The organism is Sphingobium sp. UBA5915 (genome assembly GCF_002431195.1).
Lineage (GTDB): Bacteria > Pseudomonadota > Alphaproteobacteria > Sphingomonadales > Sphingomonadaceae > Sphingobium > Sphingobium soli.
The window spans coordinates 235,577-260,430 of the sequence record NZ_DJDV01000053.1 but is presented as its reverse complement, the minus strand read 5'-3'; the positions used below and the strand labels follow the sequence as shown (position 1 = coordinate 260,430).

General features: G+C 61.1%; 21 protein-coding genes and 1 tRNA gene. 15 read left to right on the top strand and 7 right to left on the bottom strand.

All coding sequences use genetic code 11. The features are described 5' to 3' along the window. The first annotated feature begins 187 nt into the window (after positions 1 to 187). Positions 188 to 264, top strand: a tRNA-Met gene (locus B2V90_RS08720). A gap of 194 nt (positions 265 to 458) precedes the next feature. Continuing rightward, on the top strand, positions 459 to 1,745 hold the full coding sequence (locus B2V90_RS08715; RefSeq protein ID WP_228221092.1) for a tyrosine-type recombinase/integrase: 1,287 nt from the start codon (positions 459 to 461) through the stop codon (positions 1,743 to 1,745). Here B2V90_RS08715 and B2V90_RS08710 read toward each other — a convergent pair. Beyond that, entirely contained in the window at positions 1,730 to 1,927 is a 198-nt protein-coding gene (locus tag B2V90_RS08710; protein WP_037469254.1) for a helix-turn-helix transcriptional regulator, read from the bottom strand. The genes B2V90_RS08715 and B2V90_RS08710 overlap by 16 nt on opposite strands. Positions 1,928 to 2,534: 607 nt before the next feature. Between B2V90_RS08710 and B2V90_RS08705 the strand changes: the two genes are divergently transcribed. From B2V90_RS08705 to B2V90_RS08685, 5 genes are all read left to right on the top strand, one after another. Beyond that, positions 2,535 to 3,483 (top strand): IS630 family transposase gene (locus B2V90_RS08705; protein ID WP_228221093.1). Its coding sequence is split into 2 segments (ribosomal slippage): positions 2,535 to 2,875 and positions 2,874 to 3,483, totalling 951 coding nucleotides; the frame shifts between segments, so codons are not numbered across the junction. A gap of 174 nt (positions 3,484 to 3,657) precedes the next feature. Further along, positions 3,658 to 4,440, top strand: a complete 783-nt coding sequence (locus B2V90_RS08700; RefSeq protein WP_228221094.1) for an SDR family NAD(P)-dependent oxidoreductase — start codon at positions 3,658 to 3,660, stop codon at positions 4,438 to 4,440. A gap of 13 nt (positions 4,441 to 4,453) precedes the next feature. After that, on the top strand, positions 4,454 to 5,659 hold the full coding sequence (locus tag B2V90_RS08695) for an acetyl-CoA C-acetyltransferase (protein ID WP_228221095.1): 1,206 nt from the start codon (positions 4,454 to 4,456) through the stop codon (positions 5,657 to 5,659). Positions 5,660 to 5,674: 15 nt separating this feature from the next. Beyond that, a complete protein-coding gene (locus B2V90_RS08690; protein WP_228221096.1) occupies positions 5,675 to 6,601 on the top strand; it encodes an enoyl-CoA hydratase-related protein in 927 nt (308 codons plus the stop codon). Beyond that, positions 6,598 to 6,915: a 2Fe-2S iron-sulfur cluster-binding protein gene (locus B2V90_RS08685; RefSeq protein WP_228221097.1), complete on the top strand. Its 318-nt coding sequence runs from the start codon at positions 6,598 to 6,600 to the stop codon at positions 6,913 to 6,915. The genes B2V90_RS08690 and B2V90_RS08685 overlap by 4 nt, the downstream gene beginning before the upstream one ends. A gap of 3 nt (positions 6,916 to 6,918) precedes the next feature. On the opposite strand, the gene B2V90_RS08680 is transcribed toward B2V90_RS08685, so the two are convergent. From B2V90_RS08680 to B2V90_RS08665, 4 genes are read right to left on the bottom strand one after another with little or no spacing between them, the layout of a single operon-like run. After that, positions 6,919 to 8,109: an MFS transporter gene (locus B2V90_RS08680; protein ID WP_293920879.1), complete on the bottom strand. Its 1,191-nt coding sequence runs from the start codon at positions 8,107 to 8,109 to the stop codon at positions 6,919 to 6,921. 35 nt (positions 8,110 to 8,144) lie between these two features. Beyond that, positions 8,145 to 8,507 (bottom strand): EthD domain-containing protein, encoded by a 363-nt coding sequence (locus B2V90_RS08675; protein ID WP_228221099.1) that lies wholly within the window; start codon positions 8,505 to 8,507, stop codon positions 8,145 to 8,147. Then, complete coding sequence (locus B2V90_RS08670) at positions 8,504 to 9,577, bottom strand: aldo/keto reductase (RefSeq protein ID WP_293920878.1); 1,074 nt, start codon at positions 9,575 to 9,577, stop codon at positions 8,504 to 8,506. The genes B2V90_RS08675 and B2V90_RS08670 overlap by 4 nt, the downstream gene beginning before the upstream one ends. A 14-nt stretch (positions 9,578 to 9,591) precedes the next feature. Continuing rightward, positions 9,592 to 10,311, bottom strand: a complete 720-nt coding sequence (locus tag B2V90_RS08665) for an ester cyclase (RefSeq protein WP_228221101.1) — start codon at positions 10,309 to 10,311, stop codon at positions 9,592 to 9,594. Between the two features lie 240 nt (positions 10,312 to 10,551). On the opposite strand from B2V90_RS08665, the gene B2V90_RS08660 reads away from it, so the two are divergent. The 3 genes from B2V90_RS08660 (at position 10,552) to aldA (ending at position 14,534) form a co-directional block, all read left to right on the top strand. After that, complete coding sequence (locus B2V90_RS08660) at positions 10,552 to 11,802, top strand: cytochrome P450 (RefSeq protein ID WP_228221102.1); 1,251 nt, start codon at positions 10,552 to 10,554, stop codon at positions 11,800 to 11,802. Positions 11,803 to 11,871: 69 nt separating this feature from the next. Further along, the gene (locus B2V90_RS08655) at positions 11,872 to 13,089 is read left to right on the top strand and encodes an alpha-hydroxy acid oxidase (RefSeq protein ID WP_228221103.1); all 1,218 of its coding nucleotides are present in this window, start codon (positions 11,872 to 11,874) and stop codon (positions 13,087 to 13,089) included. A 17-nt stretch (positions 13,090 to 13,106) separates the two neighbouring features. Beyond that, positions 13,107 to 14,534 (top strand): aldehyde dehydrogenase, encoded by a 1,428-nt coding sequence (gene aldA / locus B2V90_RS08650; protein WP_228221104.1) that lies wholly within the window; start codon positions 13,107 to 13,109, stop codon positions 14,532 to 14,534. Between the two features lie 20 nt (positions 14,535 to 14,554). On the opposite strand, the gene B2V90_RS08645 is transcribed toward aldA, so the two are convergent. Further along, a complete protein-coding gene (locus B2V90_RS08645) occupies positions 14,555 to 15,583 on the bottom strand; it encodes an AraC family transcriptional regulator (RefSeq protein WP_293920877.1) in 1,029 nt (342 codons plus the stop codon). Between the two features lie 210 nt (positions 15,584 to 15,793). Between B2V90_RS08645 and B2V90_RS08640 the strand changes: the two genes are divergently transcribed. From B2V90_RS08640 to B2V90_RS08630, 3 genes are read left to right on the top strand one after another with little or no spacing between them, the layout of a single operon-like run. Then, positions 15,794 to 16,102, top strand: a complete 309-nt coding sequence (locus tag B2V90_RS08640; protein WP_228221106.1) for a Rieske (2Fe-2S) protein — start codon at positions 15,794 to 15,796, stop codon at positions 16,100 to 16,102. Continuing rightward, positions 16,089 to 16,796 (top strand): glutathione S-transferase family protein, encoded by a 708-nt coding sequence (locus tag B2V90_RS08635; RefSeq protein WP_228221107.1) that lies wholly within the window; start codon positions 16,089 to 16,091, stop codon positions 16,794 to 16,796. Before B2V90_RS08640 ends, B2V90_RS08635 begins: the two co-directional genes overlap by 14 nt. Then, on the top strand, positions 16,789 to 20,271 hold the full coding sequence (locus B2V90_RS08630; protein ID WP_228221108.1) for an indolepyruvate ferredoxin oxidoreductase family protein: 3,483 nt from the start codon (positions 16,789 to 16,791) through the stop codon (positions 20,269 to 20,271). The genes B2V90_RS08635 and B2V90_RS08630 overlap by 8 nt, the downstream gene beginning before the upstream one ends. Here B2V90_RS08630 and B2V90_RS08625 read toward each other — a convergent pair. Then, complete coding sequence (locus B2V90_RS08625) at positions 20,264 to 20,902, bottom strand: TetR/AcrR family transcriptional regulator (RefSeq protein ID WP_228221109.1); 639 nt, start codon at positions 20,900 to 20,902, stop codon at positions 20,264 to 20,266. The genes B2V90_RS08630 and B2V90_RS08625 overlap by 8 nt on opposite strands. Positions 20,903 to 21,063: 161 nt before the next feature. Here B2V90_RS08625 and B2V90_RS08620 point away from each other — a divergent pair, with 161 nt between their 5' ends. Beyond that, a complete protein-coding gene (locus B2V90_RS08620) occupies positions 21,064 to 22,311 on the top strand; it encodes a cytochrome P450 (RefSeq protein ID WP_228221110.1) in 1,248 nt (415 codons plus the stop codon). 141 nt (positions 22,312 to 22,452) lie between these two features. Further along, a complete protein-coding gene (locus tag B2V90_RS08615) occupies positions 22,453 to 24,843 on the top strand; it encodes a TonB-dependent receptor (protein WP_293920876.1) in 2,391 nt (796 codons plus the stop codon). Positions 24,844 to 24,854 lie beyond the last annotated feature (11 nt).

Sequence of the window (24,854 nt, the reverse complement as noted above, 5' to 3'; positions counted from 1 at the left end):
TGATACATAAAACCCATTCACTTTGTTTGTTGGCCTCAGGCGCCGGCGGCCACATCCGTGGCCTTGGCTTCCGCGCCATAAGGCGCGACGGCCGGTCGGCCCCTTCGACTGCCTGCTTGCAGCAGGCGCTCAGGACAGGCTCGCGGAGACTGCGTCTCCGTCGCCCTGAACAACAAACCTCTGGTGCCGCGGGGTGGAGCAGTCCGGTAGCTCGTCAGGCTCATAACCTGAAGGTCACAGGTTCAAATCCTGTCCCCGCAACCAAACACAGGTCCAAAAAGACCAACAAAGTCCCAAATGGGCTTCATAAAAAGGCCTATATTCAGGCTGTTATCTCATGTAACATGATCTCACACAGGATCATAACCGCCCAGGTGGTTACCATGAGATTTGTTGGTAAATTTGTTGGTGCAAAGTTAGGATTCAAGTCTCGCGCACGGCGTCCAGGAGAATGATCCGTGCTGACCGATAGCCTTATCCAATCCATTCTTCCCGCCACGCGCCCGATCAAGAAAGCCGATGGCGGTGGGCTCAACATCTGCGTCCTGCCGGGCGGCCGACGCGAGTGGCGTCTCTCCTATCGCTTTGCGCACAAGCAGAAGAGCATCACCGGCGGTGACTATCCGGCGATGAGCATCGACCGTGCACGGGTCTGGCGCGAGGAGATGAAAGCGGTTCTCTCTGCCGGAAACGACCCTGCGGACATCAAGCGGCAGAAAAAGCATAAGGATCAGGCCGAGCGGACGACGTTCCGCCAATTGGCCCAGGAATGGATGATCGCCAAACGACCGGGATGGTCTGACCGCTATGCCGGCGTGATCGAGCGTCGCCTTGAAGCAGATATTTTGCCGACCATCGGCAAGCTGTCGGTCCGCTCGATCCTGCCCCGGAACATGCTCGATGCACTAAAGACCATTGAGGATCGCGGCTCGATCGAGATGGCGCACAGGGTGCGGGCCTATTGCAGCGAAATCTTCCGGTTCGGCATTCCAGACGGTCGAGTGCTCACGGATCCTTGTCGTGATCTGGGCACGGCCATGCGCAAGCGCGCGAAGGTCACGCATCGATCGAAAATACCCATCAAGGAATTGCCGCGCTTCTATGCGGCCCTCAACGCGGACACAGGCTCTCGGTTGAGCCACCTTGCTTTACGCTGGACGATTTTGACGATGGTCCGGACCACCGAAACCAGGCATGCGCAGTGGAGTGAGTTTGAGGGCCTGGGAGGTCCCGCGCCGCTCTGGCGGATTCCGGCCGACCGTATGAAAATGCGGGTCGAGCATCTCGTGCCGTTGCCGCCGCAGGCGGTTGCGTTGCTTCGTGAGATCAAGGAACTCAACGTCTATGGGAAATATGGCAATGAGCGTTTTGGACAATATCTGTTCCCAGTAATCGGCAACCAGGGCGACACGATCAGTTCGAACCGCATGCTGGTCCTGCTTCAGCGGCTAGGGGTTGGCGACAAGGCGACGGTGCATGGGTTCCGGTCGATTGCCAGCACCGTGCTGAATGAAACAGGCCTGTTCAAGGCGGATTGGATCGAGCTGCAGCTGGCGCATGTGCCCGGCGGTGTTCGCGCCGTCTACAACGCGGCACGCTATCTGCCCCACCGTCGGCACATGCTCGAATGGTGGGCCGACTATCTCGACAAGGCTGAACAGGCTTCAGCGGCGATCGCCATTGAGAAGGCGACGCCGGCAAAGCCCAATGTCGGGGCGCTGGAGTGGTTTCAGTCGTCCTGGTAGGCGCTCGGTGCCTGCATCCAGCGCAATATCCTCGACAGTCGCCAGGCAACGGCTCTGGCGCCGATCTTTTCAGGCGCCGGGAATGTTCCAAGGTGGATGTCACGATAGATGGAAGCCTTGGGCTTGCCCGTCTTCGCGATCACGGCTCTCAGTCGCAGAAACTGCTCGTTCTTCTCGTCCATATGCAAAACCAACTCCGAGTGTTGGTCTGCCCGCGAGAACAGTATGACGAGAGTGCAGAAATGGATCAATATGTCCCAAGGAAAATATATACTGCAGCTTGTCCAGTAATGCCGGGAAACAAAGATTTGAGAATTTCGAGTAGGGGCGTTCCAAAGAGGAGGGGGTGACGAGGTTGATATGGAGCGTGGTTTTTCTGTTCTGAAATTGAGTCATTCGGATGGCGAGCAGCAACGCAGTGCCCCTATCGATGACCTGGAAGAGATGATAGATTTCAGATCATGAGCGGTGCAGGGAACGGCAAAGGCGATCAGAATGTCCATCTGCTCCCAGCCCGCACAATCGGAAGGTGATCCGATATCGTAAGGCTTTGGACATGTGCTGTCTGATCTGGGATCGCGGCCGCAAGTTGTTCCAGAAAGGGCTTAGCGCTGCCGGGGCCAATGAAAAGAATATTCCTCATGATTGATGCGTCCCGATATCAGCCTGCGATCATGTTCGATAGCGCCCAGCAACTAGAGCATAATCCGATCATACTGAATCGTAGGGCTTTCCTTTGACTGTAAAATCTGATTCACCATGTTAGCTGGACGAGGAGGCCAGCCTGGCATGACGAAGTCCATTTCGGAGGATTTGCGCTCACGGGTAATTGCAGCAGTTGACGGCGGCCTGTCACGGCGCGCGGCAGCCGAGCGTTTTGGAGTTGCAGCGGCGAGCGCAGTTCGCTGGGTTCGCGAATGGCGAGAGAGTGGGTCGACAAGGGCGAAGCCTCAGGGTGGCGACATGCGGTCGCAACGGATTGAAGGCCAACGCGATGCCATTTTGGGTGCGATCGAGAAGCAGGTGGACATCACACTGGTTGAATTAGCCGAGATGCTTCGATCGGAGCATGGAGCCGTATTCGCACTGAGCACCATTTGGCGTTTTCTCGACCGTCACTCGATGACGGTCAAAAAAAACGGCGCACGCCAGCGAGCAGGAGCGGCCCGACGTTCTCGCGCGGCGGCGCGCATGGTTCAAGGCCCAGCCTGATCTCGATCCCGAACATTTGGTATTCATCGATGAAACCGGCGCGTCAACGAAGATGGCGCGCCTGCGAGGACGGGCAAGGCGCGGCATACGCTGTCGGTCGCCAATCCCGCATGGCCATTGGAAAACCACAACCTTCATCGGCGCGTTGCGCTTAACGGGCATGACCGCGCCTATGGTTCTGGACGGCCCTATGACGGGGGAATGGTTCGCTGCCTATGCCCAGCAGGTTCTGGCGCCAACGCTGCGGCCGGGCGACATCGTCATCCTCGACAATTTGCCAGCCCACAAAACCATGGCCGCCCGCGAGGCCATCGAAGCAACTGGCGCGCGCATGCTGTTCCTTCCGCCATATAGTCCCGACTTCAACCCGATCGAAAACGCCTTCTCGAAACTCAAGGCCATCCTGCGAAAAGCCGCCGCTCGAACCGTCCCGGAACTCTGGAACGCTATCCGCGATGCACTGCCCCGTTTCACTCCCGAAGAGTGCGCGAATTATTTCACCGCAACAGGATATGAACCAGAATGATCGGATTCGGCTCTAGTCGATGACCTTGGGGGCCATTAATCAGCGCGAGGTGACAAAATGCGCCATCCCCAATTTGTCCTGAAGAGTCATATCCTGTCACTCATCGCCGTTCGCTTGCCGTAAAGGCCGTGCCAAGCATCGCATCGACGTATCGGTCAGAACGGGATGGTGAGGATGTTGTTAGACGGGCAGGTCGCTGCGGTGGTGACGGGTGGGGCTTCTGGCCTTGGCGAAGCGACCGCAAGGGCTTTGGCCTCGGCCGGTGCGCGGGTCGCGATTTTCGACATGAATGAGGCGGTTGGCGAGGCCGTAGCGCAGGAGATTGGCGGCCTGTTCTGCAAGGTCGATGTGACGTCTGACGACCAGGTCCATGTAGGCTTTGCAAAGGCCCGCGCTGCTCTTGGACAGGAACGCATCCTCGTCAACTGCGCGGGCATAGCGAACGGCATCAAGACCGCTTCGCGCAACAAGGCAGACGGCAGCACGGCGCGTTTCCCGATGAAGGATTTCGAACGGGTAGTGCAGATCAACCTGATGGGCACTTTCCGCTGCATCGCCGCGTCCGCGCAGGGGATGCTTGATCTCGATCCGCTGGCCGATGGCGAGCGTGGAGCGATCATCTGTACCGCCAGCGTCGCGGCGCAGGATGGCCAGATGGGGCAGGCCGCTTATTCGGCGTCCAAAGCGGGCGTGCTGGGCATGACGCTGCCGATCGCGCGCGATCTGATGGGGGAGGGAATTCGTATCAACACCATCCTGCCCGGCCTGTTCCTGACGCCGATGATGCGCGGCCTGCCGGAAAATGTGCAAGTCGCCCTAGGGGCTTCGGTGCCCTTCCCCAAGCGTCTTGGCGCGCCGGAGGAATATGCGGCGCTGGCGCTGCACATGATTGGCAACAGCTATCTGAACGGCGAGTCCGTCCGTCTCGACGGCGCGATCCGTCTCGCTCCTCGCTGAACAGGGAACGATCATGTCCGACGTCTATATTTACGATGCCGTCCGCACGCCCCGCGGCAAGGGGCGGCCGGACGGTGCTCTCCATGAGATCACCGCGCTGTCGCTCGCGGCGCAGACGCTACAGGCGATCCGGGACCGCAATGGGCTGGATATGGCGTTGGTCGATGATGTCATTCTGGGCTGCGTCATGCCGGTGGGCGAACAGGGGAGCGACATCGCCCGTATCGCCGCCCTTGTCGCAGGATACGACCAGCGCGTGCCGGGTGTGCAGGTCAACCGCTTCTGCGCATCGGGGCTGGAGGCTTGCAACATGGCGGCGGCAAAGGTCGCGCTGGGTGAAGCGCGCTTTGCGATCGCGGGCGGCGTGGAATCCATGTCGCGGGTGGCGCTGGCGGCCGATGGCGGCGCGATGATGGTCGATCCGGTCTTTGCCTTCGACCATTATTATGTGCCGCAGGGCATCGGCGCGGACATGATCGCCACCATTCATGGCTTCAGTCGGGAGGATGTCGATGGCTATGCCGTCCAAAGCCAGCGGCGCGCGGCGCTGGCATGGCAGGAGGGCCGCTTTGCGCGGTCGATCGTGCCGGTGCTCGATCAGGCGGGGATGGTCATCCTCGACCATGACGAACATATGCGTCCGCAGACGGATATGGACTCGCTCGCCAAGCTGAGGCCTGCCTTCGTCAAGTTGGGGGAATCGGGCTACGACGCGGTGGCGCAGGCGCGCTATTCCGCTATGGGGCCGATCAGCCATGTCCATCATGGCGGCAATTCGTCCGGTATCGTCGACGGCGCGTCGGCGGTGCTGATCGGGTCGAAGGAAGCGGGCCAAGCGGCGGGGCTGAAGCCACGGGCGAAGATCCTTGGGACGGCGTCGATCGGGTCTGACCCGACGATCATGCTGACCGGCCCGGAGTTCGTGACGCGCAAGCTGCTCGATCGTCTGGGCATGCAGCGCGATGACATTGACCTGTATGAATTGAACGAAGCCTTTGCGGCGGTGGTCCTGCGCTACATTCAGGCGCTGGAGATCGATCCGGCGAAGATCAACGTCAATGGCGGGTCGATCGCCATGGGGCATCCGCTGGGCGCGACCGGCGGCATGATATTGGGAACGATGGTGGATGAACTGGAGCGGTCGGGCAAGGCGACGGCGCTGATCAACCTATGTGTCGGGGCGGGCATGGGCACCGCCACGGTCATCGAACGCGTCTGAGGGGAGGCAAGAGACATGGAAAATTTCACCCTGGACGTCGGTGCAGACGGTATCGCCATCGTCACCTTCGACATGCCCGGCCGGTCGATGAACATGATCAGCCATGCCGTGCAGCATGATCTGGGCCTGCTGGCCGATACGCTTCGGCAGGATCAGCGGATCGTTGGCGCTATCCTCTGCTCGGATAAGGCCAGTGGCTTTTGTGCGGGCGCGGACCTGCATGAATTGCAAGCCGACATCGAGCGGTGGCGCGTAGCGACCACGCAGGAGGAGTTACGGACTGCTGTCTTGGAGGCCAGTCATTTCAGCGGTCGCATTCGTGACCTTGAAACGGTCGGCAAACCCCTGGTCGCGGTGATCGCCGGGGTGGCACTCGGCGGCGGGCTCGAATTGGCACTGGGTTGTCACTACCGAATCGCGGTGGATGAGGAGGGGCTGCGTCTGGGTTTGCCGGAAGCGTCGCTTGGACTGATGCCGGGTGCAGGCGGCACGCAGCGCCTTTTACGCCTGGCGGGTTTGAATGCGTCGCTTCCCTATATACTTGACGGCAAGCCGATCGATATTGAGGAGGCGCTTGCGCTGGGCGTGATTGATGAGAAAGCAGACCGTGACCAGGCCGTCGAGCGGGCCCGGCAATGGATAGCCGAGGTGGGCCGGTCTTTCGCGCCATGGGACGAGAAGGGCTTTCGCCTGCCGGGGGGTGGTCCCCACACGGCGGCGGGATATGCGATATTCGGTCCATCGCTCGCGGCGCGGCGAGGTTCGGAAAGCGGCAACAACGCGGATGCAAACATCCTCAAGGCCATTTATGAAGGCGCGCAAGTGCCCATGGACGCCGGGTTGCGGATCGAGAGCCGCTATTTCCTCAACACATTGCGAAGCCCAGCCGCCGCCGAAAAGGTTGCGTCATTCCTTGATCGCAAGAAGGTGGTGGCCCAATGAGCGGGATCAGGATAACCGCCCGCGGCGGTGAGGTGCATGAAATCGCGCGCACGCCCGGCCTCAACCTGATGGAGGCGATCAGGGATGCCGGGCTGGACGAACTGCTGGCGCTTTGCGGGGGCTGCTGCTCCTGCGCGACATGTCATGTCTATGTCGCGCCGGAACATGCCGACCGGTTCGATGCGATGAGCGACGATGAAAACGATCTGCTCGACAGCAGCGATCACCGCACGGAACATTCGCGTCTGGCCTGTCAACTGATGATCCCTGAACTGGCCGGACAGTTGGATATCGTCATCGCTCCCGAGGACTGAGCCTCAGCGCGACCGGGGCTGCCGCAGCGACACCAATATGGCGGCGACCCCTGCTGCCAGAGCCACGGGAATGATACCGCGCAGCACGGTGCCCATTCCGCCCCCGGCGGATACCAGCATCGCGCCCAGCAGTGGGCCAGCGATCGATCCGATCCGTCCCGCCGCCACTGCCGCGCCGACACCTGTTCCACGCGATGCGACGGGATAAAGGCGCGGCGCGAGGGCGTAGAGATAGGATTGGGTGACAAGTACCGCGCCGCCCAGCAGAAAGGCGAACAACACGGCGGCGTGCGCGTCGTTGACGGCGGGGGCATACCAGAGAAGCAGGGGGATGGTGGCGAAGGCGCCGAGTGCGACGAGCCACCCCCGCCGCAGATCGAGCAATGGCGCCGTGATCGCGCAAAGGACAAGGCCGCCCCCGTGGAAGGCAAGCTGCGCCAGAAATGTCGTGCGACGATCCAGCCCCATTGCGGTCAGAAGCATGGGCAGCCAGTTGAGCACCAGATAGAGAATGATCAGCGTAGCGAAAAAGCTGGTCCAGATCAGCAGCGTCGATGTTATGCGTCCGCCACCGAAAAGCGCGTCGGCCACGCCCTGCGGCTTTTCCTTCCATTGCATCGGCGCGCTGGCAGGCGGCATGACGCGCCAGAGCATGGCTGCCAGCAGCAGCGGCAATGCGCCGCCGATGATGAAGGGCGTTCGCCAGTCGGTCCCCAGCGCTGCGCCGATCAGGCTGACCGCCGCCCCGCCGATCGGGACGCCGCAATAAAGCCATGCGACGGCACGGCGCTCTCGTCCCGGCGGTGCATGGTCCGATGTAAAGGCCAGCAGATTGGGTAGCGCGCCCCCCAGACCGAGACCGGTGGCGATGCGCGTCGCGATCAGCATGGCGGGATTTTGGGATAGGCCGGTGAGGATAGAGGCTGTGCCGAACGCGACCACCGACCAAAGCAATATTCTCTCTCGCCCCAGCCGGTCGGACAGTCGCCCGCCCGCCAGAGCGCCGATCAGCAGGCCCACGGTGCTGGCGCTGAAAAACCAACCCAATATGGTGGGATCGAGCGAAAAATCGGCCTTCAGATTGGGCGCGGCGATGCCCGCGACCTGAAGGTCGAAACCCTCTAGTATCGCGATGAGGAAACAGATGAAGGCAACAAGCGGCGACCGCACCATATCGGCCTGACCAGTCGCCAAATTTCCCCCAATGCGATCCTGCCCGTTACTGCCATTCATCCCTTGATCAGTTCTGGCTGGGCAATGAAGGAAAGGCAATTGTCCAGATCGATGAAGCGAGGTTCATCCGGCCTTACATCCGACAGATAGCGAGGTTCGGCGAAGGCCTGTTCCATTGCCTCCGCACTGGCGAAGGTGATCGCCGCGACGCCATCAAATGAGCCGGAGGCGCCGAACATCGCCGACAGCGCCGCCAGTTGCGCCGTTTCGTGGTATTGTTCGTAGCGCACTATGTGACGGCTGAAATCCTCACAGGCCAGCAGCAGCGGCGCATGGACGTCGCGCCAATAGTGCGAAAATGCCGCTGGCTCCATGCCCGCCCGACGTTTGATGAAGACGATGAGGGTCGCCGCCATCATCGTTCATCCTGCGGCCCGAAATCATGGGGCGGAAAGCGCGGAATATCGATCTGGTCGAACATGCCGCCATAGCCAAGCGCCATGGGCATGTCCCAGCTCAGCATGGAATAGGGATGGCCGGCGTCGAAGGCGCTGGCGGTATTCAGCCGCGCTATGGCATCCGGCGGCAGGTTCAGCGTCACCGCCGCAAGATTTTCCCGCATCTGCTCCACGCGGGTTGCCCCTGCAATGGGAATGATGCCGCGTGCGATGATCCAGGCCAACGCAACCTGCGATGCCTTGGCGCCCAGTTCCCCGGCGATTTCATCGACTGCCATCGCAATAGCGCGATTGCGGGCGTCGAGTTGCTGCAACTGCATGGAATCCATGCGCTTGGGGGTGTTGTCGCCGGTCGTGGCGGGGCGGGTATATTTGCCGCTCAATATGCCGCCCGCCATCGGTGACCATGCTGTGATGCCGATGTCATGCGCCATGGCGAGCGGAATATGTTCCCGTTCGATGGAACGCTGCACCAGACTATATTCCAACTGCATGCAACTGATCGGCGCCAGCCCGCGCAGATCGTGAAAGGCCTGCGCGCGCGACACCACCCATGCGGGAACGTCGGAAAGGCCAATGTGCAGGATTTTCCCTGCCGCGATCGCATCGGTCAGCGCCCGCTGCACCTCTTCGACGGGGGTGGTGAAGTCCCACCAGTGGACGAGGTACAGGTCGATATAGTCAGTGCCCAGCCGTTTCAGACTGGCATCGAGCGACCGGACAATGCTCTTGCGATGCACGCCCGCCGCATTAGGGTCGCCGCCGCCGGGAACGGCATTGGCATATTTGGTCGCCACGACGAAACGATCCCGATCGGACGCGATGAAGCGCCCGATCATCTTCTCGCTTTCCCCGCCGGTGTACATGTTGGCAGTATCGATGAAATTGCCGCCAGCCTCGACATAAGTGTCGAAGACGGGGCGGCATTCCTCTTCGGGACGCGACCAGTCGGCCGCCGTCCCGAAGGTCATGGTGCCAAGGGCAAGCTTCGAGACCCGAAGCCCGCTGCGGCCTAGCAGGGAGTAGCGCATGGCGTCCCGTCCGATCAGGCGCTCAGGCCCGGATTGTTGCGCCATGCTTCATCGGGTGCTGGAATAAGGCCCAGCTGCATGGCGAATTCGCGGAAATTCCAGTGGGTGCGGCAACGGACGATCTTGCCATTCTTGTACATCTGGGTCGTGGTGCCGCGCGTCACTGTGGTTTTGCCCGCAGCGGGGATGCCGAAAAAGTCGCTGTTGTGCGTTGCTTTCCAGACCCACTGCATATAGCCCCACTCGTCATAGTCCAGGTCGGCGCCCAGGTAGATGTTGTTCGCGAAACGGGCATAGTCGCCTTCCAGCTCCCCCTGCCATTCGGGCGGCGTGCCTTCGGTGCGGCGGACGCCGCGCGAACGGCCTGCGGGGCCGCCGTCATAGGTCAGAACCTCGAACTTGTGGATGCCGAAGGGGCTTTCGGGGCCGCTGTTGTTGAACACGACGAAGGCCTTGTATAGATCCTCCTTGGTCGTGATCGTCTGCATGAATTCAATGTCTTCCCAGACGAAATCGTCAGCATAATAGCCCAGCACCTCTTCGGCGCCCTTGTCGAAAAAGGCCGTCACCCAGTCCTGCGCCGCTTCGAAGCTCTTATGCTCGCGGGCGCCGCCGCCCAGCGCGGCGGGGGCGTCGGCGGTGATCGATGTGCTGCTGCGCAGCCGTTGCAACACGTCCTGCTGATCGGGCGAAAGATGGGCGTCATTTACCAAGGGCGCGTATATAATATGCATTGCTCTGGGCCTCTCCTGCTATCGTTCTGCATTTCCAATCTTGATGGGAGTGTGTCGGTTGCCCCGTCAGGAATCTACAGCAGATTGGGTCAGTTGAGGGCGAAACGTGACATTAGGGCCATATATGGCACATCCTGCCCCCGACTGGCACGATCCGCCCTTCGATCACGCCCTGGAATGGCGCAGTCTTGCTGCAACAACAGCGTCGCCTGAACGACCGGCGCGAGGATGTGGAGTGGGATGACGATGACGGCGATCATGGAAGCCAATGCCGGCGGCGCGAGCGGGAAGCTGGAATATGACCCGCTCGACCCGCAGGTTAAGCATGAACCCTATCCCTATTATGTCGAGCTTCGCCGTAATGAGCCGGTCAAATGGCTTCCCGGTCTTCAGGCCTATGGCGTTGCGCGGTACGACGATATCGATGCGCTGCTGAAGGATGGGCGCACCTTCAGCTCCGGTCAGTTCTGGCCTGCGCTGCTGGGGGAATATGATCCGGTACCGGAAGAGGCGCCGATGATCTCCATGGACCCGCCTGGTCACATGCAGCTTCGGCGTATCGCCAACAAGGCGTTCGTGCCGTCCAAAGTGAACGGCCTTCGCGATCGCACCTATGAAATCGCCCATCTGCTGGTGGACGATATCATCGCCAAGCACGGTCCCGAAGGGGAGTTTGATTTCGCATGGGAGTTTACGGCGCTCTATCCCGTGACGGTCGTGGCCGAGGTGCTGGGCGTGCCGACGGAACGCCGCGCCGAGTTCAAGGTGTGGGTCGACGACGTTCTGTCGGCTGCCAACCGCGCCGCCTATGGACCTGAAAAGCTCGCCCATATCGCCGCGAGCGCCAGGAAGATGCGCGACTTCTTCGAGGAGCTTTATGACGACCGGGTCCAGAATCTGGGCGATGACCTGATCTCCACCTTCATCACCACCGAAGTCGACGGGCAGAAGCTGTCACGCAATCAGGTGCTGTCCATGGCGATCCTGCTGCTGATAGGCGGCGTGGAGACGACGACCAACCTGCTGGGCACCACGCTGATCGAACTGAACCGGCATCGCGACGTCTTCGATCGCGTGCTGGCGGATCACGGCCTGATCCCCGCGGTGCTGGAGGAGGTGCTGCGCTACAATCCCCCGGTCCAGATTATCTTCCGCCATACGACGGTGGATACGGAGATTGCCGGGGTGAAGATTCCGGCTGGATCGGCGATCATGCCCATATTGGCCTCTGCCAATCGTGATGAGAGCAAGTTCGACAATCCCGAAGTCTTCGATATCGATCGCAAGATCGAGGTGCCGCTGATGTCTTTTGGGCAGGGGCCGCATTTCTGTCTGGGCAATTATCTCAGCCGGATGGAGGCGAAATCGGCGTTGGAGGTCGTCTTCTCGCGCTTTTCGCTGATCGAGCCGATTTCGGACGACGTCCATTGGCTGGATTCCTATTTCGCGCGCGGGCCTCATGTCCTGCCCGTGCGCTACAAGGTGCGGTGACTCCGCAAACGCCGTGATGAAAAGAACAAGGGCGCTCGAAGCGGCGCCTTCTAGGGAGGCCTGACGGGCATGGCTCGAACCGGCAATTGCCATAATATCGCCGATTTCGAGCGGCTCGCGCGGAAACGTCTGCCTGCGCCGCTCTATCATTATATCGCTGGCGGCGCGGATGACGAACGGACCGTGCAGGCCAATGTCGAGGGGTTCGATCGCTACAATTTGGTCCCCGATTATCTGAAGGATGTCCGGTCGATCGATATGTCCCGCAGGGTGCTGGGCCGCGATCTGGCATGGCCCCTCCTGCTGGCGCCCACAGGCATGACCCGCATGTTCCATCGCGACGGCGAACTGGGCGTCGCGCGGGAGGCGGAGCGCAGCGGCGTGGGCTATGGTCTCTCCACCATGGCGACATCCAGCATAGAGGACGTCGGACAGGCCAGCACAGGGGCGAAGATTTTTCAGCTTTATCTGCTGAATGACGAGCAGCTGAATTTCGCGATGATCGATCGCTGCAAGGCGGCTGGTTTTGACGCCCTCTGTCTGACGGTGGATACGGTCGTCGCGGGAAACCGCGAAAGGGATTTGCGAACTGGCCTGACCGTGCCGCCCCGCCTGACGCCCGCCAGCCTGATGGCCTTCGCATTGCGTCCGCGCTGGTGTGCCGATTATCTGACCAGCACGGCGTTCAGCCTGCCAAATGTCGGCGCTGCGGAGGGCAGCGGCGGCGATCTTTCAACCCTGTCGGCCTATTTCGCGGCGCGCATGGAACGGAACATCACCTGGAGTGCGGTGGAACGCATCGCGCAATATTGGGGCGGTTCTTTCGCGATCAAAGGCATCCAGTCCGTTCGCGATGCGCGCATGGCGGCCGCATCGGGCGCAACCGCGGTCATCCTGTCCAATCATGGCGGCCGCCAGCTGGATAGCGCCGCGCCCACGATCGACCTGCTGGCGGATATTGTGGATGCGACGGGCGATCGGCTGGAGATCATCCTGGACGGCGGCATTCGTCGCGGCAGTCATATCGTGAAGGCGCTTGCCATGGGGGCGACCGCCTGCATGACGGGGCGGCCCTATCTCTACGGCCTCAGCGCCTTTGGTGCTGCTGGCGTCGCGCGCGTTCTGGAACTGCTGCGTGCCGAGACCGAACGCACACTGGGCCTGCTCGGTTGCGCCAGCCTCAGCGATCTGGGCCGCAATCATATTCGATTGGCGACCGATGTGCCGGACTTCCTTGCCGACAAGGATTCCGGGCGCTCCACCACGCAACTGCGAAACATCCTCTGATCAGGGCGGTACCTATCATGGACCTAAGATTCGAAAATTTCATCGGCGGCGAATTCACCTCTGGCAACACTATGATCGAGGTCCTCAACCCCGCAACGGGCGCCCTGATCGGACGCGCGCCCGATGCGGACATGGGTGTGGTCGATGCCGCTCTTCGCGCCGCCGATGCTGCTCAGGCGGATTGGGGCCGCTTGCCCGCCCATACACGCGGACTTGCGCTGCGAGCGATCGCTACGAAAATCCGGGAGAAATTGCCGGAACTGGCACGGATCACCGCTCTGGAGCAGGGCAAGGTTCTACCCCTTGCGGAGATGGAGATCGCGCTGACGGCCGAATATCTCGACTATATGGCCGAATGGGGCCGCAGAATCGAGGGGGAGGTGATCTCCAGCGACCGCCCGGGTGAAACTATGCTGATGTTTCGGCGACCGATGGGGGTGGTTGCGGGTATCCTGCCATGGAATTTTCCCTTCTTCATGGTTGCGCGCAAGGTGGCGCCTGCCCTTGTCACCGGCAATACGATCGTGGTGAAGCCGTCGGAGGAAACGCCCTTCGGTGCGGCGGCCTTTGCGCGTCTTGTGGCGGAGACTGACCTGCCTGCGGGCGTCTTCAACCTTGTCTGCGGGCGCGGCGAGACGACGGGGGCGGCGCTGGTGACGCATCCAACGGTGCAAATGATCAGTTTCACCGGCAGTTCTGCCGCTGGTTCCGCGATCATGGCCAGCGCGGCGCGCAACATCACAAAGGTCAATTTGGAACTGGGCGGGAAAGCGCCTGTGATCGTGCTCGACGATGCGGATGTGGATCTGGCGGTCCAGACGCTGACCATGTCCAAGACGATCAATGCGGGGCAGGCCTGCAACTGCGCCGAGCGTGTCTATGTCCAGAAGGGCGTGGCGCACCAACTCCGCGAAAAGCTGGCCGCGTCCGTCGGGGCGATCAGTCAGGGCGATCCTTTGGGCGAGGCGCCCGTGGCAATGGGGCCAGTCATCAATCGTGCGGCGGTCCAGCGGATCGAAGCGCTGGTCGACAATGCCCGTTCGCTTGGAGCGGACGTGCTGGCGGGCGGATCGGCGCTCGACGGTCCGGGCTGCCATTATCAACCCACCCTACTTTCCGGCACAACGCCCGACATGGACATCATGCACCGGGAGATTTTTGGGCCAGTGATCGTGGTTAATGAGATTTGTGATCTGGACGAAGGCATCACCCTTGCCAATGCCAGCGATTATGGCCTGTCCTCCTCCATCTTCACCCGCAGCCTGTCGTCGGCGATGAAGGCGATTTCAGAGTTGCGTTTCGGCGAAACCTATGTGAACCGCGAGCATTTCGAGGCGATTCAGGGCTTCCATGCCGGGGTACGCAAGTCAGGCATTGGCGGCACGGACGGCAAGCACGGACTATACGAATATACCCACACCCAGGTCGCGTACATCCAGACCTGAGCTGAGTACAGGAAGGCGGTTTAGGCCGCCTTCGCCACCGGCTCTTCGCTGAAAACGGTGCTGGGGCGACGGCCGGTCCATTGCTTGAATGCGCGGGAGAAGGTGCCGTTGTCGGAAAAGCCGAGCTGATAGGCAACTTCGCTAAGGCACATGCCGCGTTGAAGATATTGGAAAGCCAGTTCTTCGCGCAATTGCCGCAGCACATCGGCGAAGGTTGTCCCCTCATTTTTCAGCCGTCGCAGCAACGTCCTCTCGGTCATGCCCAGACGCCGCGCCGTTTCCACCTTCGACGGCACTTCATCGGGCAATTGGGCGATCATCAGATCGCGGACCCGCGTTGCAAAGCGGCCGACCATACGCTGTTCCAGATGGCGATTGGCCGCGCCGTCCAGCAGCGACGCCAGTTCCTCGTCAGAGGACAGGATGCGCCGTTCCAGATCCTGCTTGCGGAAGACGATGCAGTTTTGCGCATCCTCGAACCGCACCGGGCAGCCGAAGAATTTGGAGAAGTTAGCGGTCATTACTGGCTTTTCATGGGCGAAGCGGACCTCCACCGGCACCAGCCGTTCGTTGATGATCCAGCGAAGGTAGGACAGCACGCTGGCGACCACGGTATCGACTGTCTGATAGATCGGTGGAGCGCCGCCCGTGTCGAAGTGGAATTCGAGCATGACCTGATCCTGCGTTTCCGTCAGCGTTGCCGTGGCGGAATCGGATATCAGGCGGCAATAATAGGCGAAGCGGTGCAGCGCCTTCGACAAGGTCGATGAACAGCTCATCGAATAGCCGACCACATGGAAGGTCGCGGGACGCACTTCGGCAGCGACCTTGAAACCGAAATCCGGGTCGCCGGTCAGTTCGACCGCCCTGCGCCACAATTTGCCGACATCGGCCTGAGAATAACGGCTGAATCCGCCCTCCAGCAGCGCCGGGTCCATCCCGATTTCGGCCAGCACGGCATCGGTATCGACCCCCTCGGTTCGCATGGCGCGAATTATCGCCAATACCCAGCCCGTCGAAGCTGACCGTGCAATGCCCGTTCCAGTCACGTCACTCTCCTAAAAGCGACAGGGACATATTGTCCATTTTTTGCTGGGCTTAGGGTCGCGCTTTGGAAGGCCCCCGTCAACGCAATTTGTGGCGAAACCGGGCGTAGTGTCACGTTTTGCCGTGACATGGCGTTGTCGGCCATGCCCGCAGGCGCCACATCGAGATAGGTATCGATCAGAGACGCAAATGGCGCAAGGAGAGTGGGCGGGATGCACAAGGTAGGAACCATGGCGGAACTGGCGGCTAAACAGCCGATCCGGGCCACCGTTGACGGGACCAAATTGCTGGTGTTCCTTGTCGAGGGGGAGCCGGTCGCGACGGCGGCGCGCTGTCCCCATGCGCAAGGGCCCCTCCATCAGGGCGAAATCTGCAACGGCCAGCTGATCTGCCCATGGCACGGCTGGACCTTCAATCTGCCGTCGGGCAGTTGCGAGGAAGACCCGGACCTTATTCTGACTACCTATGCCGTCCAGCGCGATGGCGACGATATATTGGTGTCCGTCAATGTCCCGGCCTGACGCATTACGCCTGCACGGCTATCCTGTGAGCAACTATTATAACGCTGCCCGTGCTGCGCTGATCGAGAAGGGCGTGGTGTTCGAGCTGGTCTCTGAGCGCGCGGGTCAGGAGGAAGCGTTTCTTGCGCGCAGCGCGATGGGGAAGATACCCTATCTGGAGACGCCGCAGGGTTGCATCGCCGAAACGGTGGCGATCCTCGATTATCTGGAGGAAGCGGCGGGCGGCGTTCCGTTGCTGCCGTCCGACCCCTTTGCGCGGGCGAAGGTGCGGCAGGTCATCAACATCGTGCAGCTCTATGTCGAGGCGCCGCTGCGCACGCTGTTCCCCGGTGTGTTCATGGGCGGGACCAACAGCGAGCAGGCCGTTGCCGCCGCGCGCCCGGTGCTGGATCGCGCCATGCGGGCGGTGGGGCATCTGGTGACGCCCAGGCCCTTTTTGATGGGGGAGGCGCTGACGACCGCCGACCTCTTTTCCTTCTACACCTTCGACATAGGCGAACGGGTGGCGGGCTTCACCTGGGACATGTCGCTGCTGGATCAGGTGGAGGGCCTTCGCGACTGGTTCGACGCGATGGCCGATCGGCCGAGCAGCCGGGCCGTCCTTTCCGATTTTGACACCGCTTTTGCTGCCTACCTCCGCGACAAGGCGGCCGCCTGGCAAGAGCCGGAGCTGAAAGAGACCCATCATGCGTGACGTTAAACTGGACGATAAATATACGGTCGACGATGGCCGCGTGATCATGAGCGGCACTCATGCGCTGATCCGCGTGCCGCTGCTCCAGAAGGAGATCGACAGCCGCAACGGACTCAATACGGCGGGATTTATCTCGGGCTATCGCGGTTCGCCGCTGGGCACCTATGATCTGGAACTGTGGCGGGCGAAGGATCTGCTCAAAAGCCACGATATCCTGTTTCAGCCCGGCGTGAACGAGGATCTGGCGGCGACCGCCGTCTGGGGTACGCAGATGCTGGCGACCACGCCGGGTGCCAATCGCGACGGTGTGTTCGCCATCTGGTACGGCAAGGGGCCAGGCGTGGACCGGTCTGGCGATCCGTTCAAACATGGCAATATCGCGGGCACGAACCCGAATGGCGGTGTGCTGATCGTCGCGGGCGACGACCATAGCGGCAAATCCTCCACCGTGGCGCATCAGAGCGAGGTGGCGCTGATGCATGCGGGCATGCCCATTCTGGCGCCGTCCGACGTGCAGGATGTGATCGACCTTGGCCTGCTGGGCTTTGCCATGTCGCGCTATACCGGCCTCTATACCGGCTTCAAGTTGACCAACGAGACGCTGGAACAGACGATGACGGTCGATGTGGGGATGCGGGACAATGGCCCGGTTTGCCCCGATCGCGGCCCGGCCCCGGCCAACGGCTTCCACAACTACCCCACCCATATCGACCGCATCGGGTCGGAGATCGTGCTGAAGCGCTATCGCTGGCCGCTGATCGGCAAGTTCGTGCGCGCCAACGGCATCGACCGCACGCTGATTGATGCGCCGCAGCGGCGGCTGGGCATCGTGTCGACCGGCAAGGCGGTGCAGGATGTGCGGCAGGCGCTCAAGATGCTGGGGCTGGACCGGGACGCAGCAGCAGCGCTGGGCCTGTCCTTCTATAAGCTGGGCTGCATGTACCCGGTCGAGCGCGAGGGGCTGGCCGAGTTCGCCGCCGGGCAGAGCGAACTGCTGATCATCGAGGAGAAGGACCCGCTGGTCGAGAATCAGGCCAAGACGATTCTCTATGGTCAGGCGACCATGCCGCGCATCGTGGGCAAGCTCGACGAGGACGGGGTGGCGATGATCCCGGCGGACGAGCAGCTGGAGCCGGTGCAACTGGCGATCGTCATCGCCGAACGGCTGCGGCGTCTGGGCGTGAACGACGAAGCGCTGACGGCACGCGCGCAGCGGCTGTCGCGCCAGCTGGAGACGGTGGCGGCGCTCAAGCCCGCCGATGCGGCGCGGTCGCCCTATTTCTGTTCGGGCTGCCCGCACAACACCGGCACCCGCTTCCCCGAAGGATCGATCGCGGCAGGCGGCATCGGCTGCCACGCGATGGCGATGTATTCCGGGCCGGAGATGCTGCCCAACACGCAAATGGGTGGGGAGGGCGCGCATTGGTACAGCCTCGCCTACTTCAGCGACATGGATCATATCTTCCAGAATATGGGGGATGGCACTTACTATCACAGCGGCCTGCTGGCGGTGCGGGGCGCGGTCGCGGCAAAGGTCAACATGACCTTCAAAATCCTGTTTAACGATGCCGTGGCGATGACCGGCGGCCAGCCAGTGGACGGACCGCTGACGCCCGGCGACATTACCCGGCAGGTGCTGGCCGAAGGGGCGACGCGCTGTGTCGTCGTGACCGACCGGCCCGAACTTTACGACGCGCAGAGCGGGCTTGGCCCCGGCGTCACCGTCCATCATCGCGACACTTATGATGCCGTTCAAAAGGAACTGCGCGATGTGTCGGGCGTGACCGTCATCGTCTATGAACAGACCTGCGCGGCGGAAAAGCGCCGTCGCCGCAAACGGGGCAAGTTTCCCGACCCGGCCAAGCGCATGTTCATCAACCCGGCGGTATGCGAGGGATGCGGCGACTGTTCGGTCCAGTCCAACTGCGTCAGCGTCTGGCCCAAGGAGACGGAACTGGGCCGCAAGCGGCAGATTGACCAGTCCAACTGCAACAAGGATTATAGCTGCGTAAAGGGCTTCTGCCCCAGCTTCGTGACGGTGCTGGACGCCGAACCGCGCAAGCCGAAGAAGGCGCAGCTGGCCAGCGAAACCGACATCGCCCTGCCGTCGCCCGCGCTGGTGCCGCTGACAGGGGGCGCCTATAATATCATGGTGTCGGGCATTGGCGGGACCGGGGTTGTCACGATCGGCGCGCTGCTGGCGATGGCCGCGCATCTGGAAGGCAAGTCGACCTCCGTGTTCGACATGACGGGCCTTAGCCAGAAGAATGGCGCGGTGTTCAGCCATGTCCGCATCGCCGCGCAGAATGAGGATCTGGGCGCGCAGAAGCTGGGCATCGGCGAAGCCGACCTTGCGCTGGCGTTCGACGCCGTTGCCGCACTCGCCAAGGAACCGGCGATCACGCTGGACGGCGAGCGAACGAAGGTCGTGGTCAACGCCCGCGTCACCCCGACCCCGGCGTTCCAGCGCAACCCCGACCTGACGCTTGATCAGAGTCTGCTGGTGCGCCGTCTGGGCAAAATGTCAGCGCAGCTGGAAAGCGTCGACGCCACTGGCCTTGGTCTCGCGCTGCTGGGCGATACGATCGCGGCCAATCTGTTCATGCTGGGCTATGCCAGCCAGCTGGGGCTGCTTCCGGTCTCGCCAGAGGCGATCGAGCGGGCGGTGGAGATCAACGGCGTCGCGATACCGTTCAACAAGGCGGCCTTCTCGCTGGGGCGGTTGCAGGCGGTCGATCCCGGCCGGATCGAACAGGCGGTGGCCGCACAGGTGCAGGAGATCGAGTTCCAGCCGCTCACGAAGCTGGAGGATATCGTCGCCCATCGCACGCGCCTGCTGACCGATTATCAGAATGCGGGCTGGGCGCAGCGCTACCGCGATCTGGTCGATCTGGTGGCGCAGGCGGAACAGCGGGTCACGCCGGGCAGGGACGGCCTGTCGGTGATGGTGGCGCGCAACTTCGCCAAGCTCATGAGCTACAAGGATGAATATGAGGTGGCCCGGCTGCACGCCGACCCGGCGTTCCGGCAGCAACTGAAGGAGACGTTCGAGGATGGTGCCAAGCTGCGCTACAATCTGGCGCCGCCGCTGTTCTCCAAGCGCGATCCTGAGACGGGGCATCTTCTGAAGCGCGAGTTCGGGCCGTGGGTCGGCCATGCGTTCGGCTTGCTTGCTCGCCTGAAAGGGCTGCGCGGGACCGCGTTCGACGTCTTCGGCTATACCGAGGAACGCCGCATGGAGCGCGGCCTGATCGACCATTATGAGGCGCAGATGCGCACCGTCGCAGAGCGGCTTGCCCCGCACAACCATGCCGCCGCGGTCGAACTCGCTTCCCTGCCCGCACAGATCAGAGGCTATGGCCATGTCAAAGAGGCCAACGTCGATAAGGTAAGGGCGCTGGAGCCAGCCATATGGCGCAAATTCGACGAAGCCCGCGCACTTGTTGAACAGGTTGAGGAGGCCGCCTTCAACTGAAACGGGGTAGAGCGGTGCCTCCAAGATAGCCATTCAACAGATGTTGCACGGCAAGCCGGGTCTGCACGATCGTGGACCCGGTAAACCGCATTTGAGTAATCATATGCGCCAGTCCGACGACAACTTCTGCGGCTTCTTCAATAATCATATTCTTGCTGACCGCACCGAGGGCACGCCCTTCGTTTAGCTTCTTTGCGACGATTGCGCACGCCGCTTCACGGAAGGCAAGGTAGCGGGGCCACGCCGGGTGGCGCGTAGCGGTACTCCAGGCCAGCCATGTCCGCACGATATGCTGATCCGTATCGATCGATCGGGCAAGAGACACCAGCATTTCCTCGATCGCCATGATGGGATCGGGTTCCTGTGTCGCTGCGCGTGACGCGATGTCGTTCAGCAGGAAGTCCGCGACATCGGCCAGAACATCGTCCACCAGATCGCCATGGTCGGTATAATAATGCATAATGGTCGGCAGTGACACGCCTGCCCGCTTCGCGACCATCGAATGGTTCGTGTGGCCCAGACCATGTTCGGCCAGGAGCTCAAGGGTGACAGTGCGTAACTGGGCGCGGCGATCATCGGGCGAGAGCCGGACTGCTCTCCTTTTTGGCGAACTTCGCTTTTCCTGTGTCATGCCGGATTTCTGATCCCGCTCGCCCTATGGGGCAACCCTTAAATAGGGATTGTGTCGCATTGTCATGATCCGCTGAACCATGTCCCGTTATGCTCCGCCAACAATATTGAAGTGATATTCAATAAAGCTAAAAACTGCCATAGAATTTCAGGAGAAAACCGATGCAGGAAGAGGGTGTAACGGCTGCGCTGGCGGATCGGCCAGATCATGTGCCAGAGGCGCTGGTCGTGGATTTCAACATGTACAGCGTGCCGGGTGGCACGGCGGATGCTCAGGCGGCGTTTCACGCCGTTCAAGGCGCAAGCCCCGACATTTTCTGGACTCCGCATAATGGGGGGCATTGGGTTGCGACTCGTGCGGAAGATGTGGAGATGATGCTGCGCGATCCCCGGCGATTTTCCAGCAAGCGCGTTTTTCTGCCGAGGGATGATAACGCGCCGCGATCTCTGCCGCTGGAAAGTGATCCGCCGTTGCACACGGAATTGCGCAAGCCGCTCAGCCGCGCCCTCTTCCCCAAAATCGTGGATGATATGGAACCGCGAGTGCGTCAGCTTGTCGACGATCTGATCGACAATCTGATCGATCGCGGCGAATGCGATTTCGTGGCCGATTTTGCCAACATCATGCCGATGAACATCTTTCTTGATCTGGTAGAACTGCCGCGAGAGGAACGCCACTATCTGATCCCACTGGTGGAACGCTTCATCAAGGGCGGCACGTTGGACGCCCGCCAGCAGGCGCAACAGGCGATCTTTCTTTATGTCACGGACATTGTGCGGGCCCGGCGGGCAAAGCCCGGGAATGATCTGGCCTCTATCGTCGTCAATGCGACGGTCGGGGATGAGGTGATCAACGAAACGGACGCCATATCCTATATGACGCTCATCCTCTTTGGGGGGCTGGATACGATCGCATCCATGCTGTCATACATCACGCTGTTTCTTGCCACCCATGCTGAGCATCGCGCGGTGCTGACCGCCCGACTGGACGATGATCGTTTCGTTCGCGATGCAATGGAGGAACTGTTCCGGCGTTTCGGCATCGTGCAGGCGGCACGCGTGGTTCAGGAAGACTTTGATTACAAGGGCGTCCCATTCCGAGCGAATGATACGATTTTGCCGATCAACATGCTTTGCGGTCTGGATGATCGCCGCGTGGACGATCCACTGTTGGTCAGGTTCGACAGGGATAAGCCAGCGCGCCATCTGGCTTTCGGGGCTGGCCCCCATAGCTGCCCGGGCGCTACGCTGGCACGCCGTGAAATATCGATCTTCCTTCGAGAGTGGCTGCGCCGCATTCCTGATTTCGCTCTGGCGCCAGGCGCTGCTCCGGTCAATATATTGGGCGTAACCTGCGGTCTGGAAAGCCTTAAGCTCGTCTGGCCGGCAAACATCCAGCCAGTGGTTTGACGCTCCGATCTATCCATCATGGCGCGTTTCGCTCCAAACTGTCACGGCCCGCCATGTTGTCGTCCGCCAGATGGACTATCACAGGATGCACAGTAAAAACGCGGTTTCCATCGAGTAAAACCGCATGATCTGGAGGGGATTATGATGACGAAATTTTCGTCGCGGCTTCTTGCAACTGCGGTTTCGGTGATTGCGGTCGCGAATGTTTCTTCAGTTTTTGCGCAGGAACAGTCGGCATCGCCAACGCAGGGGCCTGAACAGGCCTCCTCAGGGGGTGTGGCCGACATTATCGTCACCGCCCAGAAGCGGGCGCAGAACCTGAATGACGTCGGCCTGTCGATCACGGCGGCTTCGGCGGATCAACTGGCATCGGCGGGCGTCAGCAATGCAGGCGATCTGGCCAAGATCACGCCCGGCTTCACCTTTACGAAGAGCCAGGATGGCACGCCGCTTTACACGCTGCGCGGCGTTGGCTTCAACGATTACACGCTGGGCGCCAGCCCCGCCGTTAGCGTCTATGTCGATCAGGTGCCGCTGGCCTATGGCGCGTTCACGCAAGGCGTATCGCTCGATCTGGAGCGGGTCGAGGTTCTGAAGGGGCCGCAGGGCATTCTCTTCGGACAAAATTCGACCGGTGGCGCGATCAACTATATCGCTGCCAAGCCAACGCAATCGCTCGAAGCGGGCGTGACCGCATCCTATGGCCGATTCAATACATTCGATGGCGAAGCCTTCATCAGTGGCCCGGTCAGCGACACTCTGGCCGTTCGATTGGCAGGGGCGGCGACCATATCCGGGCCGTGGCAGTATAATTACAATCGCGACGCCAGCCTCGGTCGTCAGGATCAGTTGCGTGGCCGTTTTCAGGCAGAGTGGAAGCCCACCGAGCGCCTGACGATGCTGTTCAGCGCCAATGGCTGGCGCGACAAGTCCGACACGCAGGCCGGCCAGCTTCAGGGTCTGTTCCTGCAACTGAACGAGGCGACGGCGCCGTTTGCCGCAGCCGCCGGTGCCGCGGATCTGACCGAGACACTGCGCCGGATCGCCGTGTTCCGGACCTTGAGCCCGGCGCCGGATAACGCCAGGGCCGCCGACTGGGACAGTGATCGGGATCTGACGCGCGACGATGGTTTCTATCAGCTTTCGCTGCGCGGCGACTATGAGTTGACCGACGACATCACGCTTACGTCGATCACCGCTTATTCGCGCTACAACGAGAATTATTCCGTCGATCGCGACGGCACGCCTTTGAAGAATGCTGGTGTCAACGCGGATGGTCGCGTCACGAGCTTCAATCAGGAACTGCGGCTTTCCGGCGACATGCATGGAATCAACTGGCTGATCGGCGGAAACTATGCGAAAAACAAAGTGCGCAGCGCAAATGATATTCTGACCGGGGATTCCACCAACACCGCCATTCTGCCGGGCGGACCCTGGATCGCCGCGTCGACGACGACGATCACGCAGGACATCCGCGACTGGGCGATCTTCGGCAATGTCGAGGCGGAAGTGACGCAGCAATTGACCCTGCTGGCGGGCGCCCGTTACGCCAAGAGCAAGAATGACTATACATCCTGCATGACTGGCGACATTGGCATGCAGACGACATTTGGGGTTCTGTCTGACGCGATTTCGGGCACGCCCGGCGCGCCGCTCGGTCCCACGTCCTGCCTCAGCATGGATGCGACGACCTTCGAAAATACACGCGTGCCATATACCGATAGTCTGAACGAGGATAACTTCTCTTGGCGGTTGGGCGTCAACTACAAACCGACGCAAGACGTCCTCCTCTACGCTTTGACATCCCGGGGCTACAAGTCGGGCAGTTTCCCAACCTTGCCGGCCTCCACGACGGCGCAATTGACGCCGGTGACTCAGGAATCGGTAACGGCTTATGAAGTCGGCGCGAAGATTTCGGCGCTGGATCGCGCTCTCCAGTTTAATATCGCCGCCTTCCACTATATCTACAAGGACAAGCAGATCCGTGGTCTCGTGATCGATCCGGTATTCAATCAGTTAGAGAAGCTGGTGAATGTGCCGAAATCTCGGATCAATGGTGCGGAGGTCGAGATCACGGCACGGCCGGTGTCGGGCCTGACCCTGCGCGGTGCAGTTACCTATGTTGACTCCAAAGTGTTGGATTTCACCGGTATAAACAATGAACGGGTAGCAGGTGACTTTAGTGGATCATCGTTGCCGTTCTCGCCAAAATGGCATGTGGTCGGGGACATCAACTACGAATGGGATTTGAATGACGATATGAACGCTTTTGTGGGCGCGAACGTGCTTTACAACAGCACGACCAATTCCACGCTCGGGATTGCGCCGTCGTCGGTCATTGACGCTTTCACCACGGTTGATATGCGCCTCGGCATTAAAGCGCGGGACGACAGGTGGAGCCTGTCTGTGTGGGGACGCAATGTCTTCAACGAATATTACTGGACCAATCAGTTCGTCACACAGGATGTCGTCGTCCGCTACGCGGCCAAACCGGCGACCTATGGCGTGACCCTAAAGTTCGGTTTCAAATAATCCTCCGCGCC

Coding starts and splice junctions, on each gene's coding strand:
- B2V90_RS08620 (WP_228221110.1), top strand. CDS start 21,064: ATGCAGGAAGAGGGTGTAACGGCTGCGCTGGCGGATCGGCCAGATCAT.
- B2V90_RS08635 (WP_228221107.1), top strand. CDS start 16,089: ATGTCCCGGCCTGACGCATTACGCCTGCACGGCTATCCTGTGAGCAAC.
- B2V90_RS08700 (WP_228221094.1), top strand. CDS start 3,658: ATGTTGTTAGACGGGCAGGTCGCTGCGGTGGTGACGGGTGGGGCTTCT.
- B2V90_RS08685 (WP_228221097.1), top strand. CDS start 6,598: ATGAGCGGGATCAGGATAACCGCCCGCGGCGGTGAGGTGCATGAAATC.
- B2V90_RS08615 (WP_293920876.1), top strand. CDS start 22,453: ATGATGACGAAATTTTCGTCGCGGCTTCTTGCAACTGCGGTTTCGGTG.
- B2V90_RS08690 (WP_228221096.1), top strand. CDS start 5,675: ATGGAAAATTTCACCCTGGACGTCGGTGCAGACGGTATCGCCATCGTC.
- B2V90_RS08695 (WP_228221095.1), top strand. CDS start 4,454: ATGTCCGACGTCTATATTTACGATGCCGTCCGCACGCCCCGCGGCAAG.
- B2V90_RS08655 (WP_228221103.1), top strand. CDS start 11,872: ATGGCTCGAACCGGCAATTGCCATAATATCGCCGATTTCGAGCGGCTC.
- B2V90_RS08710 (WP_037469254.1), bottom strand. CDS start 1,927: ATGGACGAGAAGAACGAGCAGTTTCTGCGACTGAGAGCCGTGATCGCG.
- B2V90_RS08630 (WP_228221108.1), top strand. CDS start 16,789: ATGCGTGACGTTAAACTGGACGATAAATATACGGTCGACGATGGCCGC.
- B2V90_RS08675 (WP_228221099.1), bottom strand. CDS start 8,507: ATGATGGCGGCGACCCTCATCGTCTTCATCAAACGTCGGGCGGGCATG.
- B2V90_RS08660 (WP_228221102.1), top strand. CDS start 10,552: ATGACGATGACGGCGATCATGGAAGCCAATGCCGGCGGCGCGAGCGGG.
- B2V90_RS08665 (WP_228221101.1), bottom strand. CDS start 10,311: ATGCATATTATATACGCGCCCTTGGTAAATGACGCCCATCTTTCGCCC.
- B2V90_RS08670 (WP_293920878.1), bottom strand. CDS start 9,577: ATGCGCTACTCCCTGCTAGGCCGCAGCGGGCTTCGGGTCTCGAAGCTT.
- B2V90_RS08625 (WP_228221109.1), bottom strand. CDS start 20,902: ATGACACAGGAAAAGCGAAGTTCGCCAAAAAGGAGAGCAGTCCGGCTC.
- B2V90_RS08640 (WP_228221106.1), top strand. CDS start 15,794: ATGCACAAGGTAGGAACCATGGCGGAACTGGCGGCTAAACAGCCGATC.
- aldA (WP_228221104.1), top strand. CDS start 13,107: ATGGACCTAAGATTCGAAAATTTCATCGGCGGCGAATTCACCTCTGGC.